The organism is Methylocystis silviterrae, assembly GCF_013350005.1.
Taxonomy (GTDB): domain Bacteria; phylum Pseudomonadota; class Alphaproteobacteria; order Rhizobiales; family Beijerinckiaceae; genus Methylocystis; species Methylocystis silviterrae.
Genome location: NZ_JABVWW010000027.1, coordinates 1 through 20480 on the forward strand (window position 1 = coordinate 1; position 20480 = coordinate 20480).

Sequence of the window (20480 nt, forward strand, 5' to 3'; positions counted from 1 at the left end):
CGAAGCGCGACTAACTTTCTCGCAGCCGTCTGCATCGCCGCGACAATCAGCTATTGGTTATGAGTCTGGACCCTAGGGCACGCAGAGCTTGGCCTCTTTTGGCTCGCAGAGCATCAAATGGGCAACCGCCCTTCACGTATAGCGAGCTGTGTGGAAAACTTGGGCTACACTGGCGATCAGCAGCATGGTTCCTTGGCGTGATACAAACCAATTGCCACGCTAAAGGGTGGCCGGCGCTCCAAGCTTTGGCGGTGAGTAAGAGGACCAGAATTCCTGGAGGCGGCTACAATGGCTCCTTGCGGACCAAAAAGGCGCATGATGACGAATTAAAAAACGTCTACGCCAATCGATGGCCAACGAAGGCCCCGTTTTAATAAGAAAACAAATTAGGACACTACCGGGATTTCTTCCGCCTTGCGTCATCGGCCCAAAAGGGCCATCTTTAGGCGCGACTTTGGACTTTTAGGCCGCCTGTTCTCGGTGAGGCGGCCTTTGCGCGCGATCGTCGCCTTTTAGGGAAGCGCCAGTGCCCAATTCAGCTCTTCTGTTTGCGTCTCCGGCCAGCCGCGTGAGACGCGCTCTGGCGCGCCTATCGTGCATCTTGCTTGCGGGGTCCGGCGCGTTCGGGCTCTCCTGCGACAGCAGCCTCGCGGCGCGGGAAAATATCGTCGTGGCGCGGCCTTTCGAGGTCGGCTCCAGCCTGTCGGGCAATTATCTCGCCGCGATCGTCGCCGGCGCGCAGCGCGATACGCTCGCCGCCTCGACCTTCTTCCGCGAAGCCTTGCGCGACGATCCCAAAAACTCTGATCTTGCCGACCGCGCCTTCGTCGCGGCGCTCGCCAACGGCAATATGTCGGAGGCCCTCTCGCTGACCGGCCGCGTGATCGCGCATGACCGCACGAACGGACTGGCGCATCTCGCCCGCGGCGTCGATCAGATCAAGAACCGCAAATACGCCGCGGCGCGCGCCGAACTCGCCAAGGGCGGCGGCGACCGTCGCCGCGACATCACCTCGACGCTGCTCTCCGCTTGGAGTTACGCCGGCGCCAAGGATACGCGTCACGCCCTCTCGACGCTCGATACGCTCACCGACGACGCCTTTGTGGTGTTTCGCGACTATCATGCGGGCCTGATCGCCGATCTCGGCGGCGACAAGGCGGAGGCCGAAAAGCGCTTCAAGTCCGCCTATGCCGCCGAGAAGAACACGCTGCGGCTTGTCGACGCCTATGCGCGCTTTCTCGCGACGCGCGGGCGGCGCGACGAGGCGAAGCAGCTCTACCTCGCCTTCGACGAGGTCGCGCCCAATCACCCGATTGTCGTCGCCGGCCTCGCCGCACTCGAGGAGGGCAAGCCGCTGCCGCCCTTCGTGCGCACCGCCGACGAAGGCGCGGGTGAAGTGCTTTACGGGCTGGGCGCCGTCGGCGGCCGCCAGGGCGACGAACTCGCTTCGCTCATCTATCTGCGCCTCGCCTTGCATCTAGCGCCGGAGAACGCTCTCGCGATCGTCACGCTCGGCGACGTCTATGAGCGCATGAAGCAGGAAGAGGCCGCCATCGATCTTTATCAAAGCGTGCCGAAGGACAGTCCGCTGCGCGTCAATGCCGACGTGCAGGCGGCGCTTCTGCTGGAGACGCTCGGCAAAACCAAAGAGGCGAGCGAAAATCTGTCCGCGATCGTCGCCGCCAACCCCAAGAATCAGGAGGCTTTGACGGCGCTCGGCAATCTTCAGCGCTCGCGCAAGGCTTTCGCCGACGCCGCCGTGACCTATACGCGCGTGCTCGATTTGCGGTCCAAGGCAGATAAGGGTCTGTGGCTGCTCTACTATTATCGCGGCATCGCCAATGAACGGCGCAAGGATTGGCCGGCGGCGGAAGCCGATCTCAAGAAGGCGCTGGATCTCAACCCTGACCAGCCGCTGGTGTTGAATTATCTCGGCTATTCCTGGGTCGACAAGGGCTCTAACCTCGACGAAGCGTTTAAGATGCTGCGCCGCGCCGTCGATCTGCGGCAGCGCGACGGCTATGTCGTCGACAGTCTCGGCTGGGCCTATTACCGGCTGGGGCGCTATGACGACGCCGTGCGCGAATTGGAGAAGGCGATCGACCTGAAGCCGTCAGACCCGGTGATCAACGATCATCTTGGCGACGCCTATTGGCGCGTGGGCCGCAAGCTCGAAGCGCATTTCCAGTGGAACCATGCGCGCGACCTGAATCCCGAGCCCGACGAACTGCCGAAGATTCTCGACAAGATCAATCACGGCATGTCGGACGCGCCGACGCTCGCCCATGACAAGGCGGCGCAGAACGGCGGGTGATTACCCCTTCTCGCCCGCCATCTCCAGCACGACGCGCCATTCTTCGTCGCTTACCGGCTGCACCGAGAGGCGGGAATTGTTGACGAGCACCATGTCCTTGAGGCGCGGCTCGGCTTTGATCTCGGCCAGCGTCACCGGCTTTTTCAGCGCCTTCACCGCCTTCACATCGACCATCCCGAATTTGCCGCTCTCGTCGGTGTGGTCGGGATAATAGGTCTTGATGATCTCGACGACGCCGACGACCGCCTTGTCCTCGTTCGAATGATAGAAGAAGCCTTTCTCGCCCTTCTTCATCGCCATCAGATTGAGTTTGGCCGAATGGTTGCGCACGCCGTTCCAGAACGTGCCCTTGGCCCCGGCCTTCACCTGCTGATCCCAGGACCAGCTCGACGGCTCGCTTTTTAGTAGCCAGTGCGCCACTAGAGCTGCGCTCCCACCACGCGTTTCCAGGGTTTCAGCTCCACCGAGGCGAAGAGGCCGGCGGCGGCGTAAGGGTCTTCGCTGAGCAGCGCGCGGGCGGCGGCCTCGTTCTCGCAGTCGAGAATGAGCATGGAGCCGACGGGGGTCTCGCCGTCGAGAAAGGGGCCGCCGAGCTTCACGCGCGCGGCGTGCGTGTCGAGGAAGGCGAGATGCGCGGCGCGGGTCGACATGCGCAGCTCGACGTGATCGGGCTTATCCAGGCAAAGGGCGACGAAGAGCACAGGCGGCCTCGCGTAAGCGTGACGAACGCGCAACTTGTTCCAAAGCGCGCGACGCGGGTCAACAGCGCCGCCGCCGAAATGACGATTTCATGTTCGAAGAGGCGAGGGCTTCGGGAAATGGAAGGCGCGCTTTAGGCGCGCTTTGCCGGCGTCTCAAGCTCCTGCGCGACGACGCGGTCGCCAAAATCGATGATCGCTTCGCGTAGAGCGGAGATTTCGGCGTCGCTTGCCGCGACGGGAACGATGGACAAACCCTTGGACCCGTTGGCGGCGCGGCGCATATTGGCCCGCTCCGCGCGCAGCGCCTCGACGGCGCCCTGCAGCATGGCGTTGTCGGCGCGCGCCGATTCGAGCTTTCCGGCGGCGTCGTTCGCTTCGGCGCGCGCGACGCGCAGCGCCCCTTCCAATTGGTCGCCGTCGCTCTTTTGGCGTTCTTCGGCGGCTTTGAGCTGCGCCCGCGCCGCGTCGAGTTCGGCGGCGAGCGTTTCTCCCAGCACGCGGGTCGCGGCAAGTTCGCCCGAAATGCGCGTCAGCAGATCTTCAAGCTCTGTCGCCCGCGCCCCCGACTGCGCGGCGCGCGCATGCTCCTCGCGCAAGACCTGCAGCTCGCGCTGCATCTCGCTATTGTGTTGATGCAGCGCCGCGACGCGCGACTCATAGGCGGCGACGAAACCGTCCAGCTGCGCCCCGGCGCCTTCGTCGTGCGCCGCCGTCTCCGACCGAATCAGGCGCAGTTGCGCGACGCGGCCTTCGGCGCGGTCGGTCATTTCATGAAGCGCTCGCTCCGTGGCGTTCAGAAGCTCGGTGCGCTCGCCCAAAACCTTCTCCGCGTCGTTGACGCGCAGGTTCATGTCGCGATTGTCGGCTTCGGCGCGATTGAGCTGCGCTTCGAGTTCGGCGATCCGCGCGACATGGCGGCCGACCGTCGCGAGATCGTGCGCCCGCGCGGTTTGCGTCGCCTCCATCGCTTGTTCGAGCCGCCGCTCGCGAACGGCGAATTCCGCGCGCAGCAGATCGCGCTCGGCGACGACTTCCTCCATCGACATCGGCGCAAGCATCTGCAGCCGTCGCATCGAAAGACGAAGCGCGCGCCGCCAGAAAGCGGGGAGGAACATCAAGGCGAAAAGCCCGGCGACGAGGAAGCCGAGCGCGAAATACATCGCTTGTTCGATCAAGACGCAGCAATCCTTGATCCGTCTCAAGGCGGACGGCGCTGCGGATTCTGCCACGTAATGACGCGGAACGCAAAGCACGGGCTACGGTTCGTCGGCTCGGCGTCGCCAACGACCGCGGCTCGCGGCGTCGTCCATTTGGATGACGACTTTCCCGCCAGCGGGCCGCAGAACGGCGGAAGCAACCGCCGCGGGCGTTGCTCGCGGCAAGCAGGAGAAGCCAAATGACGTTATCCGCTGGCGTTTTTTGCGGTGGCCGCGCGCGCGGCGCGCCGCGATTGCGGCGGGCTCGCCGATGAGCGCCATGCGCTGTCCCGGCGCGCCCGCGCTTCATTTCGGCGACCCGGCTGAAAGAAGCCCGCAAGACGCCAATGAGAGAGTCTTCGCCACCACGCTTGCGGCGGATGAAAGCTTTCTCGCCGCCGCGCAAACGCAGGCCGCGCCGGCCGCACGCATCCGATTCGCGCCGAGTTGCGTTGAAAACGACTGCGCGCATTGGAGCGGCGGCGGATGCGCCTTGCTCGGCCGCATCGCGCAGCTGCTCGCCGAGGCGGGCGCGCCGGTGAAGCCGAGCCCGGCCTACGACTGCAGCATTCGTCATGATTGCCGCTGGCGCCGGCAGCGCGGCGACGAGGCCTGCGGCATTTGTGGCTTCGTCGCCCGGGAGCCGCTGGGTTTGTCTCCGCCGCGCGCGGGCGCGAGCCGCCTGCCGGTCTTTTGAACGGCGCCCTTCTGAACGGGGCTCTTCTGAACGGGGCTCTTGGCGTTACGTCGGCGCGTCCGATCGGATCAGAACGGGTTCCAGGTCGATTCCGGCGTGAATTTCAGATAGCCGAGATTAAGGCCCAGCCGTGCGCCAAGTCCCGAGCGCACCGGCATGACGACGACCTCGTCATTGTTGAGCGCGGTGAATCCGAGGCCGCCGACGAGATAGGCTGATCCGGCGGCGCCGGAGAACCGCCGATAGATGGAATCGACGGACGGCAGATTGTAGACGAGCATCATCGTCCGGGCGCCGTCGGCGCCGGCGTCAATGCCGATCGAGGGGCCTTGCCAAAACACCCGCTGCTGACCGGCGTTGCGCGTATACATCGTGCCCTCGCCATAGCGGAGCCCTCCGACGAACGCGCCGCTCGCCTCCTGGCCAAGGATGTAGGCGTTTGGACGGCCCCACTGCCGCGACGCGCGCTCGACGCCCTCGGCGAGGCCGCGGGAAATGGAGCCAAAAAAGCGGTGGCCGTTCTCGACGATCTCACCGCTGGAATAGGTTTCAGGCCGCTGCGCCGCGCGGGCGAAAGACACAGGAGCCGCCCACGCGCAGGCCGAGGCGGCGGCGAGGCGAAACAGGTCGCGGCGCGAGGCGGCGTTGAACGAAGCTTTGCTCATGACGACGAACTCCAGGACGAACGTGTTCAAGCGCCATGCGTCGGCGTCAACGATGGCCGACCCGCGGCGCAGTTGCGTCGCAAAGGCGACAGGCGGACTTGCGCCCGCCAAAGTCGCGCGCCGTAGTTAAGGAAGCGTTGCGGCGGCTTCGAGCGCGGCCGCGTCGGCCCAGGCGATGAACGGACCATTGCGATAATCGTCGGCTTTCTTGCCGTAGCGCAGCGGCGCGCCGTCCGGATCGAGCGTGACGCCGCCGGCCGCGCGCAGCACGGCGTCGCCCGCGGCGGTGTCCCATTCCATCGTCGGTCCGAAGCGCGGATAGACGTCCGCTTCGCCGTTGGCGAGCAGGCAGAATTTAATCGAGGAGCCGACGGGCGCGCTGCGCGCGATGCGCTGTCGCGAGAGAAACGCCTTCGTCGCCTCATCGAGGTGAGACTTCGAAATCAACGCGACCAGCCCTTCGGCGGGACGCGGCCGCGCGCGCAGCGGACGCCAGTCCTGCGATGGCGGCAGCGATCCGCCAGGGACCGCCCGCGCCTCATAACCGTGCGCGCCGGCGAACCAGACGCGACCTTGCGCCGGCGCGTAAACCGCGCCGACGCGCGGCGCGTCCTTCTCCGCGAGCGCCACATTGATGGTGAACTCGGTGCTGCGGGCGAGAAATTCGCGCGTGCCGTCAATCGGATCGATCAACAAAAAGGCGTCGCCGGCGCCGAGCGTCTTGCCGCGCGAAGCGCTCTCCTCGGCCAAAAAGGGCACGCCGGGCAGCGCCGCTTCCAGTTCGCGGAGCAGATAGGCTTCGATCCGCTCGTCCGCCTCTGTCACCGGCGACGTATCGCCCTTGAGGCGCGACGCGATATTCGGATTGGCCAGCGTCTCCATCGCCAGGGCGCCCGCCGCGACTGCGATGTTCGCGAACAGGCGGGCGAGGTTTTCGATGTCGCCGAGCGCGCCCGCCGACTGAAAAGTTTTCTCCACCGCCATCGTTCGATTCCCTCAATGTTTGTTTACGATTAAAGGCGCGTGTCATTTGCAATCCGCGCGGCGCCCGTTAGTTTCGTTTTAGCCTGAACGCAGTGATTCGCGCGCCGCGTCAGTCCGCCGCGCATCACAGGCAGACTGGATCAAGCTTCCCTCAGACGTCGCCGCCTTCACCCGATTTGGATGGCATCATGACCAAATTCTCGCTCGACCCTCTCGATCTTGCCGCGCTCCTGTCCTCGCGGGTTTGTCACGACGTCATTTCGCCCGTGGGCGCCATCGTCAATGGTCTTGAAGTCCTCGAGGAGGAAAAGGACGCCGAGATGCGCGGCCATGCGCTGGCGCTGATCAAATCGAGCGCGAATGAGGCGTCGGCGCGGCTGCAGTTTTGCCGGCTCGCCTTCGGCGCCGCGGGTTCGAAAGGCGCGTCGATCGACACGGGCGACGCCGAGCTGGTGACGCGCCAGCTGATCGCCGACGAGCGCACGCAGCTCTTTTGGAGCGTTCCGCGCGTGCTGATGTCCAAGAACAAGGTCAAGCTGCTGCTCAACCTCTGCGTCTTGGCCGACGCGGCGATTCCGCGTGGCGGCGTGATCGCCGTTAGCTCAACGGGCGAAGACGATCGGGTGACGTTCAGGATCGAGGCGAAAGGCGTCAATGCGCGCGTCGCGTCGAACGTTCCGCGCCTGCTCGAAGGCGAATCGGAAGAGGGCGCGATCGACGCACGCGCCATTCAGGCCTATTACGCCGGTCTGGTGGCCAATTCCTGCGGCATGCAGGTCGTGGTTTCCAGCGAGCCGGAACTTGTGACGATTGACGCGGTCCCTGTCCAAGCGGCGGCGGGGATGGATGCGTCGACAGAGAGCGCCGTCGCCTGAAGCCAGAGCTGCGGACCCGCGCGAGACCCGCGCGGATCCTGCCAGTTTTCGATGACGCGTATCAGCTCAGCGCAGACGTGCTAATCGGCGCGGGTGCTTCGCTGAGTCGCACGCGGCAGCGCCTTGGCGTCGCGCAGATGCCTCTCCAGCGTCGGAATGGCGTTCTGCGCCCACCTCTTTAGCTCAGGGTTCTGGCCGTTCTTGGCGTAGCTCTCGAAAAGCTTCACCGCCTTCTCGTGTCCGTCGATTTGCTGTGTCCGGAAGCGCTCTTCAAAGCGCGCGCCAGTCGTCGAGGACAATTGCTGCAGAAGATTCTGGTGTTCCTTATCGAGCGCGTTCGGAGCGTTAAGCCGGTCTTGCTGCACGATCGGCTTCAGTTCGTCGTCCATGTTCGTATGATCTCTCACGATCCTACGGGCATAGTCGAGAAACTCCTGAGTGTTTGCCTTGTTCTGAGCTTCGCGTCCGGCCTGGATTTCAAAATTGTTGATGTTCCAGGCCTTATCCAGGAAGTTCTGAGTCGTGGCGTCCGGTCGGACTGTTCGGGTCATCGTGCCCGATTTCGTCCAAGACGCGGCAAGCGCGTAACTGGGCGCCAGAAGCGCAAGCGCCAGGGCGCTGGCCAGCAGGGGTTTCCTCATCGTCGTCTCCTCGACGTTCGCCCCCGCATCGTAAACCGATCGCGCGCACGCCTGTTCCGCGAGATGCTTCAGGTAGCAAAAAGAAAACGCCGCATCCTCGGACGCGGCGTTTTGCATTGCGCTCGTGAACGCGCTTTTGCTTCAATGTTACGATGGCGCCGTATCAGGCGGTGATGCGTTCTTCCGCTTCGCTTGGCTCGCGCAGCACATAGCCGCGCCCCCAAACGGTCTCGATGTAGTTGCGGCCTTCGCTGGCGTTGGCGAGCTTCTTGCGCAATTTGCAAATGAACACGTCGATGATCTTCAATTCGGGCTCGTCCATCCCGCCATAAAGATGATTGAGGAACATTTCCTTCGTCAGCGTCGTGCCCTTGCGCAGCGAGAGCAGCTCCAGCATCTGATATTCCTTGCCGGTCAGATGCACGCGGGCGCCGCTGACTTCCACCGTCTTCTGGTCGAGGTTGACGATGAGGTCGCCGGTGATGATGATCGATTGAGCGTGGCCCTTCGAGCGGCGGACGATGGCGTGAATGCGCGCGACGAGTTCGTCCTTATGAAAGGGCTTCGTCAGATAATCGTCGGCGCCGAAGCCTAGGCCCTTCACCTTGTCTTCGATGCCGGCGAGTCCGGAGAGAATGAGGATCGGGGTCTTCACCTTGGCGACGCGCAGCGTGCGCAGCACCTCATAGCCGGACATGTCGGGCAGGTTGAGGTCGAGAAGAATAATGTCGTAGTCGTAGAGCTTGCCGAGGTCGATGCCCTCTTCGCCGAGATCGGTCGTATAGACGTTGAAGTTCTCGGATTTGAGCATGAGCTCAATACTTTGAGCCGTCGCGCTGTCGTCTTCGATCAATAAAACGCGCATGTTGGTTCCCCACCGAGCTCCATCGTCCGCGACCGACCGCGCGAAGGACGCGCGCCGGCGGCCGGCGAGAGTCCTCGCCTCAGCGACCTGACCGACCTTCCTGCGAAGGTAAGCGGAATTGGTTAATAAACCTTCACTTACGCCTCAAACGCTGCCCTAAATCTTAATCTTGGGCGGTAAGCAAGGCGGACGCGTCACGCTACGTCTGGAAGGACACGGACAGCGACGCGCGAATCACGCGTCATTTCCAATCTATACGCCGCCGCGAGTCCGCGGGGCAAAGACAAAATACGCGGCGCGTAACGAAATGCGCGGACGCCCCCGCGAAGCTTCGCGCGCGCGATCCTCGCCTCATCTGCGTCATGATTCAGTCCCATGCGCGGCGCCAATGGGGCTGCGCGACGCTATGCTTGCGACGCGCGCTGCTTGCCAAACTGAGACGACCGGTCGTATTATATCGCCATGAGCCGACGCGACGTCAAAGAGCTGAGAGAGAAGCTTCTGGACCGGGGAGTCGCGCTCCTGATGGAGCAGGGCTATCACGGCACCGGGCTGCAGGAGCTGGTCAAGAGCGTCGGCGTGCCGAAAGGTTCCTTCTATAACTATTTCGAAAGCAAGGAAGCCTTCAGCGCCGAGGTGGTCAAACATTACATTGATCCGTTTATCAAACGGCTCGACGCACAGCTTCAGCGCAAGGATCTTGGGGCCGCGGCGGCGCTGCGCGCCTACTTCGATGAGCTGATCGAAGAGACCGAACGCCTGGATTTCCGGGGCGGGTGCCTGCTTGGCAATCTCATCGGCGAGATCGGCGACACGAGCGATCTCTGCCAGACGTCGCTGCGCGAGGCCGTGCACCGCTATCGCGACAAGCTGCGCGAGGGAATCGCCCGCGCTCAGCGGGAAGGCGGTTTCCGCACGGACATGGACGCGAAGGAAATGGCCGACCTTCTCGTCAATTTCTGGCAGGGGGCGTTGCTGCGCATGAAGATCGAGCGCTCGGTGCGTCCGCTGACGCAGTTCTGCGACATGCTGCTCAATGGCTACTTCAAGGCGTGATCGATTTGCGCCCGAGTGAGACGACCGGTCATATCATTTTGGGCTCTAAATAGGGGAAAGACGATGCCGAAATTCATCATCGAACGGGACATTCCCGGCGCCGGGAAGATGACGCAGGCCGATCTCCAGGCGATCTCGCAGCGCTCCTGCGCCGTCCTGCGCGCGCTCGGCCCGCAGACGCAATGGGTCGAAAGCTATGTCACCGACGACAAGGTCTACTGCGTCTACATCGCCGAGAACGCGGCGGCGATCAAAGAACATGCGGAGCAAGGAGGCTTTCCGGCCAACCGGATCAGCGAAATCAGGGCGATCATAGACCCTGCGACGGCCTGACCAATAAGGGAGAGTGGTTGAATGAAGAGCTTGCCGTTGCGCGCAGCAGTGTGTGCGCTTGTATCCGCCTGGGCGCTTGCGCCGGCTGTCGCGGATGAGACCTGCAACTCGCCTTTCATGAGCGGGCTGATCAAGGGACAGGAACAATACCTCCACGTCTGGACGCTCGGCGAGAAGGGCGTCGGCGATGGATCCGACAAGCTCGTGACGATCGACGTCATTCCCGGCTCCGCGACCTACGGAAAGGTGATTCACACGATCGCCGTCGGCGGACGCGGCGAAGCGCATCACATGGGATTCACCGACGATCGCAAATATCTCTGGGCGGGCCGTCTCGATGACAGCAAGATTTTCATCTTCGACGTCGGCTCCGATCCCTCGACGCCGAAGCTCGTCAAAACGATCGATAATCTTGCCGAGAGCACGGGCTATGTCGGCCCGCACACCTTCTACGCGCTGCCCGGCCGCATGCTGGTGCAGGCGCTTTCGAACAAGAAGGATCACGGCGGCGTCACCGGGCTGATCACCTACAACAACGCTGGCGAACTCGTCACGACGACGCCGATGCCGCTCAATAACGGCGGCGACGGCTATGGCTACGACATCGCCATCAATCCCGCCCAGAACCGCATGCTGACGTCGAGTTTTACGGGCTGGACCAATTACATGATGGATCTTTCCCAGCTCATCCAAGATGATTCCGCGATGAAGAATTTCGGGAACACGATGGTGATGTGGGACTTGAAGGCGATGAAGCCTCTAAGGGTGTTTTCCGTTCCCGGCGCGCCGCTCGAAATTCGCTGGGCGCTGAAGCCGGGCGCCAATTGGGCGATCACCGCCGGCGCGCTCACCTCGAAACTCTACCTGATCAAAGAGGACGACAAGCACGAGTGGCAGGCGAAAGCCGTCGCCGACGTCGGCGATCCATCCAAAATTCCCTTGCCCGTGGACATCTCGATTTCGTCCGACGCGTCGTCGCTCTGGGTCAACACATTCATGGACGGAACGGCGCGGCTCTTTGATCTTTCCAATCCGGAAGCGCCGAAACAGGTCTATGCGAAAAAGATCGGCGCGCAGGTGAATATGGTCTCGCAGAGTTGGGACGGGAAGCGCGTCTATTTCACGACCTCGCTGCTCGCCAATTGGGACAAGAAGGGCGCCGACAACGAGCAGTTCCTCAAGGGCTACTCATGGGACGGGAAGGAGCTTAGGGAAGATTTCGTCGTCGACTTCCACAAGGAGGGACTCGGCCGCGCGCATCATATGAAATTCACCGCGCGCGCCCAGAAGGCCGAGTCGCCGTGACGGGCGGAGCACGACACGCGAAGGGCGCAGGCGCGCCTTTCGCCGCGTTCGTCGGTCTCGCGCTGCTTTTGGCGGCGCTCTTGACCGCACCCTTGGCCGCGCCGCTGCGCGCGGCTGAGACGCGCGCGCTGCCTGCGAATGCCGCCGCCGCCCATCTCCCGCGGGCGGGCGCTTATGTTCTTCAGCGCATTCAGCGCATGCCCGATGCGCAACTGCTCGACGCCGAGGGCAGGGCGGCGCAGCTCTCCGCCTATACGCGCGGCGCGGTGACGGCTCTCGCCTTTTTCTACGCCCATTGCGTCGATCCGGCAGGTTGCCCCCTCGCCTGGTCGACCTTCGAGACTGTCGCGCGCGACGCCAACGACGATCCGCTGCTCAAATCGAGATTGCGGCTCGTCTTCGCGAGTCTCGATCCCGAGCACGATACGCCCAACGTCATGCGCCTGCTGCAAAGCAGCGAGAACGAAGCCGACAGGGTTCCCTGGGCGTTTATCACCAGCCGTTCGCTGAGCGATCTCTCGCCGCTGGTCGCGCAAATGGGTCAGGACATCGCTTTCGAGACCGACCAAGCTGGGCGGCGTTCGGGCGCGATCAATCACATGCTCAAAGTCTTTCTCGTCGATCCCGACGGCTGGGTGCGCGAGATCTATAGCGCCGCCTTCCTCACGCCCGAAAATCTGCTCAATGACGCGCGCACGCTCGCCATGGAGTTTCCGGAGGCGGACAACCGGCTGAAGGAGCGCTGAGATGCGCCGCGCCGCGCCCGCTTTTCGTGCCAATTTTCTCGCCCTCTGTCTTGCCCTGATGCTTTTCGCTGCGCCGGCGGGCGCGCAGGAGTCGTCGCTGCTGGGCCTGCCGCCCGTTCCCGCAATGGTCGCGGGCACGTCGGCCATGCGCAGGCTCGGCGAGAAACTGTTCTTCGACCGCGGCCTTTCCGCAAACGGCACATTGTCCTGCGCCATGTGCCATATTCCAGCGCAGGGCTTCGCCTCAAACCAAAGCGCGCTCTCGATCGGCATGGAGGGGCGGTTGCTGCGGCGCAACGCGCCCTCGCTCTATAATGTCGCCTTCAAGAAATTCCTGTTTCACGACGGCCGCGAGACCGATCTTGCCGCTCAGGTCTGGGGGCCGCTGCTCGCGGCCGACGAGATGGGCAATTCCGGGATCGGTCCGCTCATCGCCCGGCTTCGCGCCGACGCCGAATATCGGCCGCTGTTCGAGGCCGCCTTTCCCGAGGAAGGCGCGACGATGATGACGCTCGGTCGCGCCATCGCCGCCTATGAAGCTGCGCTGCTGCGCGGCGGCGGGCGTTTCGATCGCGCCGTCTATGGCGGCGAACGGTCGGCGCTGACGCCTCAGGAATGGAAGGGCTACGAGATTTTCACCGGCAAGGCGGGCTGCGCCGCCTGCCATCTGATCGGACCTGAGACGGCGCTCTTTACCGATCAGTCCTGGCACAATACCGGGGTCGGATTTCGGTCCGAGGCGGCGGGGGGGAAAAGGCTGGTGCAGCTCGCGCCCGGCGTTTTTCAAAATGTCGACCTCGCGGCTGTCGGCCTCGCTAAGACCGGCGCGCCGAATGACGTTGGCCGTTTCGAGATCACCAATGCGCCCACTGACCGTTGGGCCTATACGACGCCGATGCTGCGCGGCGTCAGCGAAAGTTTGCCCTACATGCACGACGGAAGCTTGAGGACGCTCGCGGAGGTTGTCGAGTTCTACGATGGCGGCGGGGGAGCCAATCCATCGCTCGACCCGAAAATCCGTCCGCTGGAGCTGACCCCAAACGAAAAAGCCGCGATCGTCGTCTTTCTCGAGGCGCTCTGAATCGCAACCGGCGGATGGGAACTCGCCGACCATCGGTCGCGTCGCATTCGGTCGTTTTCGCGAGGCGCCGGCGCAAAACCGGCGGGACGAACATTGACTTGAACGTGCGCTTTCTCCTATATGCCTGCGATCGGCGCCGCTCCAAAAGGGGCGGCGAATGTTTTGTGACGACTGCGCGTCGTCGAGGACGCCGAAGCATTTTTAAGCCGTCTGCGGCGAGGTCGTCGACGGCGACAGCAAGACGAGCGCGAGAGCGGGCGTAAGTCCCTTTCGCCAGCGGAGAAGAACGGTGAAAAGGACATTTCAGCCCAGCAAGATCGTGCGCAAGCGCCGTCACGGCTTTCGCGCCCGCATGGCCACGGTCGGCGGCCGCAACGTTATCGCCGCGCGGCGCGCCCGCGGACGCAAGCGTCTCTCGGCCTGATACGGCTCTGAACGGACGAGGCGGATGACTGCATGAAGGCGCAAGTCCCCGCCGAAGATGAGACGTCCCCGCGCCCGGAGACTCTGCGCCGGCGCGCGGATTTCGTGCGCGCGGCGCGCGGCGCGCGCGTTGCGTTGCCTGCGTTTACGGTGCAGATGGCGCCGCGGGAGTTCACGGACTCGCATGCGCCGGCCCGTTTCGGCCTCACCGTGACGCGGAAGGTCGCGGGCGCGGTGGGTCGCAACCGCATTCGCCGCAGGCTGCGCGAGGCGCTGCGGCTCGGCGGCGCCCTTGGCGCGAAGCCCGGCCGGGATTACGTCTTCGTCGCGCGGCCCGTGTCCCTCTCCGCGCCATTCGCCGAACTGCTCGCGCAGATGACTGAAGGACTCGCCAGGTTGAACGATCGCGGCGCGGCGCGCCCGAGACGCAAACAGGAAGACAGGCTTACGCGGCCATGAGTGAAAACGTTAAGAACATGATCCTCGCCGCGGCGTTGTCGCTGGTCTTCATCGGCCTGTGGGACTATTTTTACGCCTTCCCCGAGATCGACAAGCAGCGCCGGGCGCAGACGCAGCAGGAACAGCTTGCCAAGGTTCCTCAGCTTGGCGCGCCCGAGCGGGTCACAGCCGGCCAGCCGCCGGTAAAGGCCGCGCCCAAGAGCCTCGCCCAAGCGCTGGCGCTGAGCCCTCGAATCGCCATCGACACCAGATCAATCTCCGGCTCGATCGCGCTGAAAGGCGGGCGCATCGACGACGTCTCGTTGAAGAATTATCGCGAGACCGTCGATCCCTCGAGCCCGATCATCACGCTGCTCTCGCCCGAGGACGGGCCTAGTCCCTATTACGCGGAACTCGGCTATCTGACCGCCGAAACGGAAAACGCGCCGGTTCTGCCGACCACCGAGACGCTGTGGACCACGGATGCCGACGGGCTGACGACGGCAAAGCCGGTGACGCTGACCTGGGACAATGGCCACGGCCTCGTTTTCAAGCGCGTCATCTCGGTGGACGACGAATATCTCTTCACGGTTAAGGACAGCGTCGAGAACAAGGCGGGCGCCCCCGTCACGCTTTATAATTACGCGCGCGTGAGCCGTGTCGGCCATCCGCCATCCGCGGGCTATGCGGCGTTGCACGAAGGCTTCGTCGGCGTCGTCGGCGAGACGGGAGAGGAAGTCACCTACGACAAGATCGAGAAAGAGGACAACGCGGTCAAGACCTATAAGGGGGTCGGCGGCTGGGTTGGGCTGACGGACAAATATTGGGCTGCCGTGGTCGCTCCCGACCAGAATCTGCCCATGGAGGCGCGCTACGCCTCGATGGGCGGCGCGGTGAAAACCTATCAAGCCGATACCGTCAGCGACCAGAAGACCATCGAGCCCGGGAAAACAGCGGAGACGACGACCTATGTCTTCGCCGGCGCCAAGGTCGTCGACGTGCTCGACGCCTATAAGACGAATCCTGGCCTGAAACGCTTCGATCTTCTCATCGACTGGGGATGGTTCTACTTCATCACCCGGCCGATGTTCCGGCTGATCGACTTCCTTTACAAGCTCTTGGGGAATTTCGGCCTCGCCATTCTGGCGGTGACGGTTATCGTCAAGCTCGCCTTCCTGCCGCTCGCCAACAAAAGCTATCAGTCGATCGCCAAAATGAAGGCGATTCAGCCAAGAATCAAAGAGCTGAAGGAAAAATACGGCGACGACAAGCACAAGTTCAACATGGAGCAGATGGAGCTCTTCAAGCGGGAGAAGGTTAACCCCGCGAGCGGCTGTCTGCCGGTGATCGTGCAAATCCCGGTGTTCTTCTCGCTCTATAAGGTGCTGGTCGTCACGATCGAAATGCGTCACGCGCCGTTCTTCGGCTGGATCCGGGATCTCTCGGCGCCGGACCCGACCAATGTCTTCAACCTGTTCGGGGTGCTGCCTTTCGACCCAACGCATGTCGCGATCTTCGGCCCCTATCTCGCGCTCGGCGTCTGGCCGTTGCTGATGGGCGGCTCGATGTGGCTGCAGATGAAGATGAATCCGGAGCCTGCCGACGAGATTCAGAAGACGATGTTCGCCTGGATGCCGGTGATCTTCACCTTCACCATGGGCGGCTTCGCCTCCGGCCTGCTGATCTACTGGACATGGAACAATCTCCTGTCCATCGTGCAGCAGGGCGTCATCATGAAGCGCGCCGGCGTGAAGTTCGAGTTCTGGGACAATCTGCGCAAGACGTTCCAGAGAGCGTGACCGAATCCGACTTCGCCGAAGCGGGCCGGCTACTCTTTGCCGGCCCCTGCGATTTCATTTTCGCGAGCGCCAAGGCGAGCGATCTGCCGCCGATCGGCCCGCCGGAGATCGCCTTCGCGGGGCGCTCGAACGTCGGCAAATCCTCGCTGCTCAACGCCTTGACGAACCGCAAGACGCTCGCCCGCGTCTCCAACACGCCGGGGCGGACGCAGCAGCTCAATTTCTTTGCGCTGGGCGGCGCGCCGGGCGCGGAGCGCCTGCGCCTCGTCGACATGCCGGGCTACGGCTATGCGGCGGTCGGCAAGGAGAAGGTGGCGAGCTGGTCGCAGCTGATGCGCGACTATCTGAAGGGGAGGGCCAGCCTCGCCCGCGTCTTTGTGCTCGTCGACGGGCGCCGCGGCGTGAAGCCTCTCGACGAAGAGATGTTCGATCTCCTCGATCAGTCGGCCGTCTCCTATCAGGTCATTCTGACCAAGCATGACGAATTGAAGATTGCCGAGCGTGACGAGGTCCTCGCCGCAACGATGAAGGCGCTGGAGAAGCGCCCCGCCGCCTTTCCTGAAGTGATTTTCACCTCGGCGCAGAGCGGCGAAGGAATTTCCGAACTTCGCGCCGCGATCGCAAAGCTCCTGGCCGAACGAAACGCTTGAAAGCGACGGCCGCGGCGGGCTAGTTGGGCGCGTCAACCCTGGAAGAGGGCAGCTCCGTCCGGGAAATCGAGTGAAGAATCGTTTTTCCTCACCCTCATCCTGAGGGCCGCCCGCAAGTCGGGTTTACCCGACTTGCGGATTTAATGTCGATCTCGGGAAGGCCCGAGATCGCAGGCGGCGTCTCGAAGGACGAGGGTGAGGAAAAATAGGCGAAAGCTGGCTTCCTCGTCCTTCGAGACGCGTGCTGCGCACGCTCCTCAGGATGAGGAAGCCATTCACCCGATCACCCTGAGGGTAGCGCCCCCGCGAGGCTCCCCAATGACCGACGCCGTCGACACCGCGCTCCAGCAAGCCCGCATTCTCATGCAGGCGCTGCCGCATATGCTGCGCTACGACGACGCCATCGTCGTGGTGAAATACGGCGGCCACGCCATGGGCGACGATCAGGTGGCGCGCGATTTTTCGCGCGACATGGTGCTGCTCGAACAGTCTGGTGTGAATCCCGTCGTCGTGCACGGCGGCGGTCCGCAGATCGGGGCGATGCTGAAGCGACTCGGCGTCGAGTCGCGCTTCGCCGACGGCCTGCGCATCACCGACGAAGAGACGATGGACGTCGTCGAAATGGTGCTCGCCGGCTCCATCAACAAGCAGATCGTCGGCTACATCAATTCGGAAGGCGGACGCGCCATCGGCCTGACCGGCAAGGACGGGCGCATGGTCACCGCCAAAAAGATCGAACGCCCCGACGGCGTCGACCTCGGCTTTGTCGGCGAACCCGACAAGGTCGACACGACGGTGCTCGATCAGGTGCTGGGGCGCGAACTCATTCCGGTGCTGGCGCCCGTCGCCGAAGGTCCGCGCGGCGAAAGCTATAACGTCAACGCCGACACCTTCGCCGGCGCGATCGCCGGCGCGCTTCACGCCAAGCGCCTCATCTTCCTCACCGACGTGCCGGGCGTGCTCGACAAGGACAAGCAGATCATTCAAGAGCTGAAGGTCGGCGACATTCCCGGCCTTATCGCCGAGGGCGTGATCACCGGGGGCATGATTCCAAAGGTCGAGACCTGCATGTACGCGATCGAGCGCGGCGTCGAGGGCGTCGTCATCCTCGACGGGAAACTGCCGCACGCCGTGCTGATCGAATTGCTCACCGATCATGGCGCCGGAACGCTGATCACGCGGTGAGGGTTTGGTTCCCGCGCGTCATGGCCGGCCTTGTGTCGCCCATCCACGCCGAAAAGCAGCGTAATCGCTATCACTATGCTGCATGATCCAGCGTGATGCTCCGGCCGGCTCGCAATGTCCCGGCATGGACGCCCGCGACAAGCGCGGGCACGACGCGTGGAGGAGAGCGGGCAAAATGAACCTCTTCATCCTCACCGGCGCGGGCGTTTCCGCCGAAAGCGGCCTCGGCGTCTTTCGCGGGCCGGGCGCGGCGCTGTGGAAGCGCTACGATCCAATGCAGCTCGCGACGCCCGAGGCCTTCGCCCGTGATCCGGCGCTGGTGCATGAGTTCTATAATGCGCGTCGGCGCAATCTGCTCGCCGCTTCGCCCAACGCCGCCCATGCCGCGCTGGCGCGCCTCGAAGCCGGCCTCGCCCAGCACGGCGGCGCATTGACTCTCGTGACGCAGAATATCGACGATCTGCATGAGCGCGCCGGCTCGACGCGCGTCATTCACATGCACGGCGAATTGCTCAAAGCGCGCTGCGCCTCATGCGGCGCGGTGAGCGATCGCCGTGAAGACCTTTCGACCGACTCGCGTTGCGGATGCGATGGCGCGCTGCGGCCGCATGTCGTCTGGTTCGGCGAGACGCCGCTCTTTATGGACGAGATCTATGCGGCGCTGGGAGCGGCGGATCTCTTCGTCGCCATCGGCACGTCGGGCGCGGTCTATCCGGCGGCGGGCTTTGTGCGCGAGGCGCGCGCAAGAGGTCTGCGCTGCTGCGAGCTCAATCTCGAGCCGTCTGAAAATGCCGGCCAATTCGACGACAGGCGCTATGGCTGCGCGAGCGAGATCGTGCCGTCATGGGCCGAGGAGATATTGGCGTCATGAACCGGCCTGCGAATTGCGATCGGGACTCCAGAGCAGCCACAACGATCGCTGGCGTTGTTCTGGATTTCCGCTTTCGCGGGAATGACATGAAACTGGCCGCACAATGACCAAACTCTTGCCCGTTAGATCGCGCTTTGCAGAGATCGACACCTGGGTGTTCGATCTCGACAATACGCTCTATCCGCAGACCGCCGACCTCTGGCCCAAGATCGACGCCCGCATCACGCTGTTCATGATGCGGCTGTTCGGCCTCGACGCCATTTCGCTGCGCGCGTTGCAGAAGCATTATTATCGTCAATACGGCACGACGCTGCGCGGGCTGATGACCGAACATGGGATCGACGCCGAGGCCTATCTGGCCTTTGTGCACGACATCGATCGCTCGTCGCTGGCGCATAATCATTCGCTGGCTGAGGCGATCGCCGCGCTGCCTGGACGCAAGCTCATCCTCACCAATGGCTCGCGCCATCACGCGGTCGAAACCGCGAAGCAGCTCGGCATCGACCATGTTTTTGAGGATATTTTCGACATCATCGCCGCGGAGTTCATCGCTAAGCCGGATGAGGGCGCCTATATGCGCTTTTTCGAGAAGCTGAAGATCGAACCCACGCGCGCCGCGATCTTCGAGGACATCGACCGCAATCTCGTCGTGCCGCACGCGCGCGGCATGACGACGGTGCTGGTGCTGCCGGCCCATGACGAAGGCCCCGAGCGCGAAGCCTGGGAAATCTCCACCGGCGACGAACCGCATGTGGATTTCGTCACGGACGATCTCGTGGGGTTTTTGGAGGGGTTAATTGGAGCTTAGGCCGTAAACGGCTCCATCAACATCAAATCGGTGCCGTGCGGCCTGGCGCCGGCGGCGGTCAGCATCGCATGAATCTGGCCCCGATGATGGGTCTGGTGATTGAAGATGTGGCTGACGACAAACCACTTCGGCTTAACGACATCCGATTGCATGAGGCCTGAACGCCAGATGAGATCTCCGGCGAGCCAGTCGTCGGTCACGCCGTCGGCCCAAATGATCAGCCGTTCGTCGCATGCGATTCGATCCTGTTTCAAGCTGTCCCAATCGTCGCGATACGAAGCTGATTCGCTCAGCGGCGTGGAAGGCCTAGGGGCGTCGGAAAAGCGGCTCAGCCACACATGGTCCGCCCAGAGAAGATGGCTGAAAGTCGCATGAATTGATTTGAAGAAAGCGCCGCGATCCTTGCGCCGGTCTTCATCCGACAAACTATCGGCGGCCGCGTAGAGGCTGGCGTTTTGCCAGCGATTGTAACGCGCCATGGTTTTTACAAATGTCGAACGGGTCATGTTATTTTCTTGCCTCCTGAAAGCCTATCGCAGCAACGTGGTTGCTTTCGCCAAGGCCTGCGCCACTTCCGCCCTCGTCGCCGCGCCTTTCTTCTTCGCCTTACGCGCGCGCCAGTCGAGGCTCTTCACCTGATCGGCGAGCGCGGCCGAAGGCTTCGCGTCCGCGAGCGCGACTTCGAATGGATAGCTTTTCGCCGCAGCGCTTGCCAAGGGTTTCCGCGTCATGGCCGGGCTTGTCCCGGCCATCCACGTCGGGACATTGCGCTAATGCCGCGGGACTCGCGTCACGTCGACGCGTGGATGCCCGGCACAAGGCCGGGCATGACGCGGAGAGGTTGCGA

General features: G+C 63.3%; 24 protein-coding genes. 15 read left to right on the plus strand and 9 right to left on the minus strand.

Going from position 1 to position 20480, the window contains the following annotated elements; genetic code table 11:
- Positions 1-568: 568 nt before the first annotated feature.
- Positions 569-2314 carry a tetratricopeptide repeat protein gene (locus HUN39_RS17340; protein ID WP_408631420.1) on the plus strand — a complete coding sequence of 582 codons (1746 nt, stop codon included), beginning with the start codon at positions 569-571 and terminating at the stop codon, positions 2312-2314.
- Here HUN39_RS17340 and HUN39_RS17345 read toward each other — a convergent pair whose 3' ends face one another.
- The 3 genes from HUN39_RS17345 to HUN39_RS17355 form a co-directional block, all read right to left on the minus strand.
- Complete coding sequence (locus HUN39_RS17345; RefSeq protein ID WP_175095699.1) at positions 2315-2734, minus strand: EVE domain-containing protein; 420 nt, start codon at positions 2732-2734, stop codon at positions 2315-2317.
- On the minus strand, positions 2734-3015 hold the full coding sequence (locus HUN39_RS17350) for a YciI family protein (protein WP_175095700.1): 282 nt from the start codon (positions 3013-3015) through the stop codon (positions 2734-2736). Before HUN39_RS17350 ends, HUN39_RS17345 begins: the two co-directional genes overlap by 1 nt.
- A gap of 131 nt (positions 3016-3146) precedes the next feature.
- On the minus strand, positions 3147-4190 hold the full coding sequence (locus tag HUN39_RS17355; protein WP_232366185.1) for a coiled-coil domain-containing protein: 1044 nt from the start codon (positions 4188-4190) through the stop codon (positions 3147-3149).
- A 292-nt stretch (positions 4191-4482) separates the two neighbouring features.
- On the opposite strand from HUN39_RS17355, the gene HUN39_RS17360 reads away from it, so the two are divergent.
- Positions 4483-4908: a hypothetical protein gene (locus HUN39_RS17360; protein WP_175095728.1), complete on the plus strand. Its 426-nt coding sequence runs from the start codon at positions 4483-4485 to the stop codon at positions 4906-4908.
- Positions 4909-4976: 68 nt separating this feature from the next.
- Here HUN39_RS17360 and HUN39_RS17365 read toward each other — a convergent pair whose 3' ends face one another.
- A complete protein-coding gene (locus HUN39_RS17365) occupies positions 4977-5573 on the minus strand; it encodes a DUF1134 domain-containing protein (RefSeq protein ID WP_175095701.1) in 597 nt (198 codons plus the stop codon).
- A gap of 126 nt (positions 5574-5699) precedes the next feature.
- Complete coding sequence (gene cysQ, locus HUN39_RS17370; RefSeq protein ID WP_175095702.1) at positions 5700-6557, minus strand: 3'(2'),5'-bisphosphate nucleotidase CysQ; 858 nt, start codon at positions 6555-6557, stop codon at positions 5700-5702.
- A 188-nt stretch (positions 6558-6745) separates the two neighbouring features.
- Between cysQ and chpT the strand changes: the two genes are divergently transcribed.
- Positions 6746-7432, plus strand: coding sequence for a histidine phosphotransferase ChpT (gene chpT, locus HUN39_RS17375; RefSeq protein WP_175095703.1), 687 nt, complete (start codon positions 6746-6748; stop codon positions 7430-7432).
- 80 nt (positions 7433-7512) lie between these two features.
- On the opposite strand, the gene HUN39_RS17380 is transcribed toward chpT, so the two are convergent.
- Both HUN39_RS17380 and ctrA read right to left on the minus strand, forming a co-directional pair.
- The gene (locus tag HUN39_RS17380; protein ID WP_175095704.1) at positions 7513-8073 is read right to left on the minus strand and encodes a DUF4142 domain-containing protein; all 561 of its coding nucleotides are present in this window, start codon (positions 8071-8073) and stop codon (positions 7513-7515) included.
- Positions 8074-8236: 163 nt separating this feature from the next.
- Positions 8237-8938 (minus strand): response regulator transcription factor CtrA, encoded by a 702-nt coding sequence (ctrA, locus tag HUN39_RS17385; RefSeq protein WP_018407261.1) that lies wholly within the window; start codon positions 8936-8938, stop codon positions 8237-8239.
- Positions 8939-9400: 462 nt separating this feature from the next.
- On the opposite strand from ctrA, the gene HUN39_RS17390 reads away from it, so the two are divergent.
- The 12 genes from HUN39_RS17390 to HUN39_RS17445 all read left to right on the plus strand — a co-directional run bounded on the left by HUN39_RS17390 (position 9401) and on the right by HUN39_RS17445 (position 19633).
- On the plus strand, positions 9401-9994 hold the full coding sequence (locus HUN39_RS17390) for a TetR/AcrR family transcriptional regulator (protein ID WP_175095705.1): 594 nt from the start codon (positions 9401-9403) through the stop codon (positions 9992-9994).
- A 63-nt stretch (positions 9995-10057) separates the two neighbouring features.
- Positions 10058-10327: a DUF4242 domain-containing protein gene (locus HUN39_RS17395; RefSeq protein ID WP_029651585.1), complete on the plus strand. Its 270-nt coding sequence runs from the start codon at positions 10058-10060 to the stop codon at positions 10325-10327.
- Positions 10328-10348: 21 nt separating this feature from the next.
- Positions 10349-11632, plus strand: coding sequence for a methanethiol oxidase (gene mtoX, locus HUN39_RS17400; RefSeq protein ID WP_175095706.1), 1284 nt, complete (start codon positions 10349-10351; stop codon positions 11630-11632).
- Positions 11629-12378 (plus strand): SCO family protein, encoded by a 750-nt coding sequence (locus HUN39_RS17405; protein ID WP_175095707.1) that lies wholly within the window; start codon positions 11629-11631, stop codon positions 12376-12378. The genes mtoX and HUN39_RS17405 overlap by 4 nt, the downstream gene beginning before the upstream one ends.
- 1 nt (position 12379) lies before the next feature.
- The gene (locus HUN39_RS17410; RefSeq protein WP_175095708.1) at positions 12380-13459 is read left to right on the plus strand and encodes a cytochrome-c peroxidase; all 1080 of its coding nucleotides are present in this window, start codon (positions 12380-12382) and stop codon (positions 13457-13459) included.
- A 289-nt stretch (positions 13460-13748) separates the two neighbouring features.
- Positions 13749-13883 (plus strand): 50S ribosomal protein L34, encoded by a 135-nt coding sequence (gene rpmH, locus HUN39_RS17415; protein ID WP_083858773.1) that lies wholly within the window; start codon positions 13749-13751, stop codon positions 13881-13883.
- Positions 13884-13915: 32 nt separating this feature from the next.
- Entirely contained in the window at positions 13916-14341 is a 426-nt protein-coding gene (gene rnpA / locus HUN39_RS17420; protein ID WP_175095709.1) for a ribonuclease P protein component, read from the plus strand.
- On the plus strand, positions 14338-16119 hold the full coding sequence (gene yidC, locus HUN39_RS17425; RefSeq protein ID WP_175095710.1) for a membrane protein insertase YidC: 1782 nt from the start codon (positions 14338-14340) through the stop codon (positions 16117-16119). Before rnpA ends, yidC begins: the two co-directional genes overlap by 4 nt.
- Positions 16116-16769 carry a ribosome biogenesis GTP-binding protein YihA/YsxC gene (gene yihA, locus HUN39_RS17430; protein WP_175095711.1) on the plus strand — a complete coding sequence of 218 codons (654 nt, stop codon included), beginning with the start codon at positions 16116-16118 and terminating at the stop codon, positions 16767-16769. The genes yidC and yihA overlap by 4 nt, the downstream gene beginning before the upstream one ends.
- A 318-nt stretch (positions 16770-17087) precedes the next feature.
- Entirely contained in the window at positions 17088-17954 is an 867-nt protein-coding gene (gene argB, locus HUN39_RS17435) for an acetylglutamate kinase (RefSeq protein WP_018407270.1), read from the plus strand.
- Positions 17955-18129: 175 nt separating this feature from the next.
- The gene (locus HUN39_RS17440) at positions 18130-18825 is read left to right on the plus strand and encodes an NAD-dependent deacylase (RefSeq protein WP_175095712.1); all 696 of its coding nucleotides are present in this window, start codon (positions 18130-18132) and stop codon (positions 18823-18825) included.
- 103 nt (positions 18826-18928) lie between these two features.
- Positions 18929-19633, plus strand: a complete 705-nt coding sequence (locus tag HUN39_RS17445) for a pyrimidine 5'-nucleotidase (protein ID WP_175095713.1) — start codon at positions 18929-18931, stop codon at positions 19631-19633.
- Here the strand turns inward: HUN39_RS17445 and HUN39_RS17450 are convergent.
- Together HUN39_RS17450 and HUN39_RS17455 are read right to left on the minus strand one after the other, a co-directional pair.
- The gene (locus tag HUN39_RS17450) at positions 19630-20139 is read right to left on the minus strand and encodes a DinB family protein (protein ID WP_175095714.1); all 510 of its coding nucleotides are present in this window, start codon (positions 20137-20139) and stop codon (positions 19630-19632) included. The genes HUN39_RS17445 and HUN39_RS17450 overlap by 4 nt on opposite strands.
- Positions 20140-20163: 24 nt before the next feature.
- Positions 20164-20364: a type II toxin-antitoxin system PemK/MazF family toxin gene (locus tag HUN39_RS17455; RefSeq protein WP_232366186.1), complete on the minus strand. Its 201-nt coding sequence runs from the start codon at positions 20362-20364 to the stop codon at positions 20164-20166.
- Positions 20365-20480: the final 116 nt, after the last annotated feature.

Coding starts and splice junctions, on each gene's coding strand:
- HUN39_RS17360 (WP_175095728.1), top strand. CDS start 4,483: ATGAGCGCCATGCGCTGTCCCGGCGCGCCCGCGCTTCATTTCGGCGAC.
- HUN39_RS17365 (WP_175095701.1), bottom strand. CDS start 5,573: ATGAGCAAAGCTTCGTTCAACGCCGCCTCGCGCCGCGACCTGTTTCGC.
- cysQ (WP_175095702.1), bottom strand. CDS start 6,557: ATGGCGGTGGAGAAAACTTTTCAGTCGGCGGGCGCGCTCGGCGACATC.
- chpT (WP_175095703.1), top strand. CDS start 6,746: ATGACCAAATTCTCGCTCGACCCTCTCGATCTTGCCGCGCTCCTGTCC.
- HUN39_RS17380 (WP_175095704.1), bottom strand. CDS start 8,073: ATGAGGAAACCCCTGCTGGCCAGCGCCCTGGCGCTTGCGCTTCTGGCG.
- ctrA (WP_018407261.1), bottom strand. CDS start 8,938: ATGCGCGTTTTATTGATCGAAGACGACAGCGCGACGGCTCAAAGTATT.
- HUN39_RS17390 (WP_175095705.1), top strand. CDS start 9,401: ATGAGCCGACGCGACGTCAAAGAGCTGAGAGAGAAGCTTCTGGACCGG.
- HUN39_RS17395 (WP_029651585.1), top strand. CDS start 10,058: ATGCCGAAATTCATCATCGAACGGGACATTCCCGGCGCCGGGAAGATG.
- mtoX (WP_175095706.1), top strand. CDS start 10,349: ATGAAGAGCTTGCCGTTGCGCGCAGCAGTGTGTGCGCTTGTATCCGCC.
- HUN39_RS17410 (WP_175095708.1), top strand. CDS start 12,380: ATGCGCCGCGCCGCGCCCGCTTTTCGTGCCAATTTTCTCGCCCTCTGT.
- rnpA (WP_175095709.1), top strand. CDS start 13,916: ATGAAGGCGCAAGTCCCCGCCGAAGATGAGACGTCCCCGCGCCCGGAG.
- yidC (WP_175095710.1), top strand. CDS start 14,338: ATGAGTGAAAACGTTAAGAACATGATCCTCGCCGCGGCGTTGTCGCTG.
- argB (WP_018407270.1), top strand. CDS start 17,088: ATGACCGACGCCGTCGACACCGCGCTCCAGCAAGCCCGCATTCTCATG.
- HUN39_RS17440 (WP_175095712.1), top strand. CDS start 18,130: ATGAACCTCTTCATCCTCACCGGCGCGGGCGTTTCCGCCGAAAGCGGC.
- HUN39_RS17445 (WP_175095713.1), top strand. CDS start 18,929: ATGACCAAACTCTTGCCCGTTAGATCGCGCTTTGCAGAGATCGACACC.
- HUN39_RS17450 (WP_175095714.1), bottom strand. CDS start 20,139: ATGACCCGTTCGACATTTGTAAAAACCATGGCGCGTTACAATCGCTGG.
- HUN39_RS17455 (WP_232366186.1), bottom strand. CDS start 20,364: ATGACGCGGAAACCCTTGGCAAGCGCTGCGGCGAAAAGCTATCCATTC.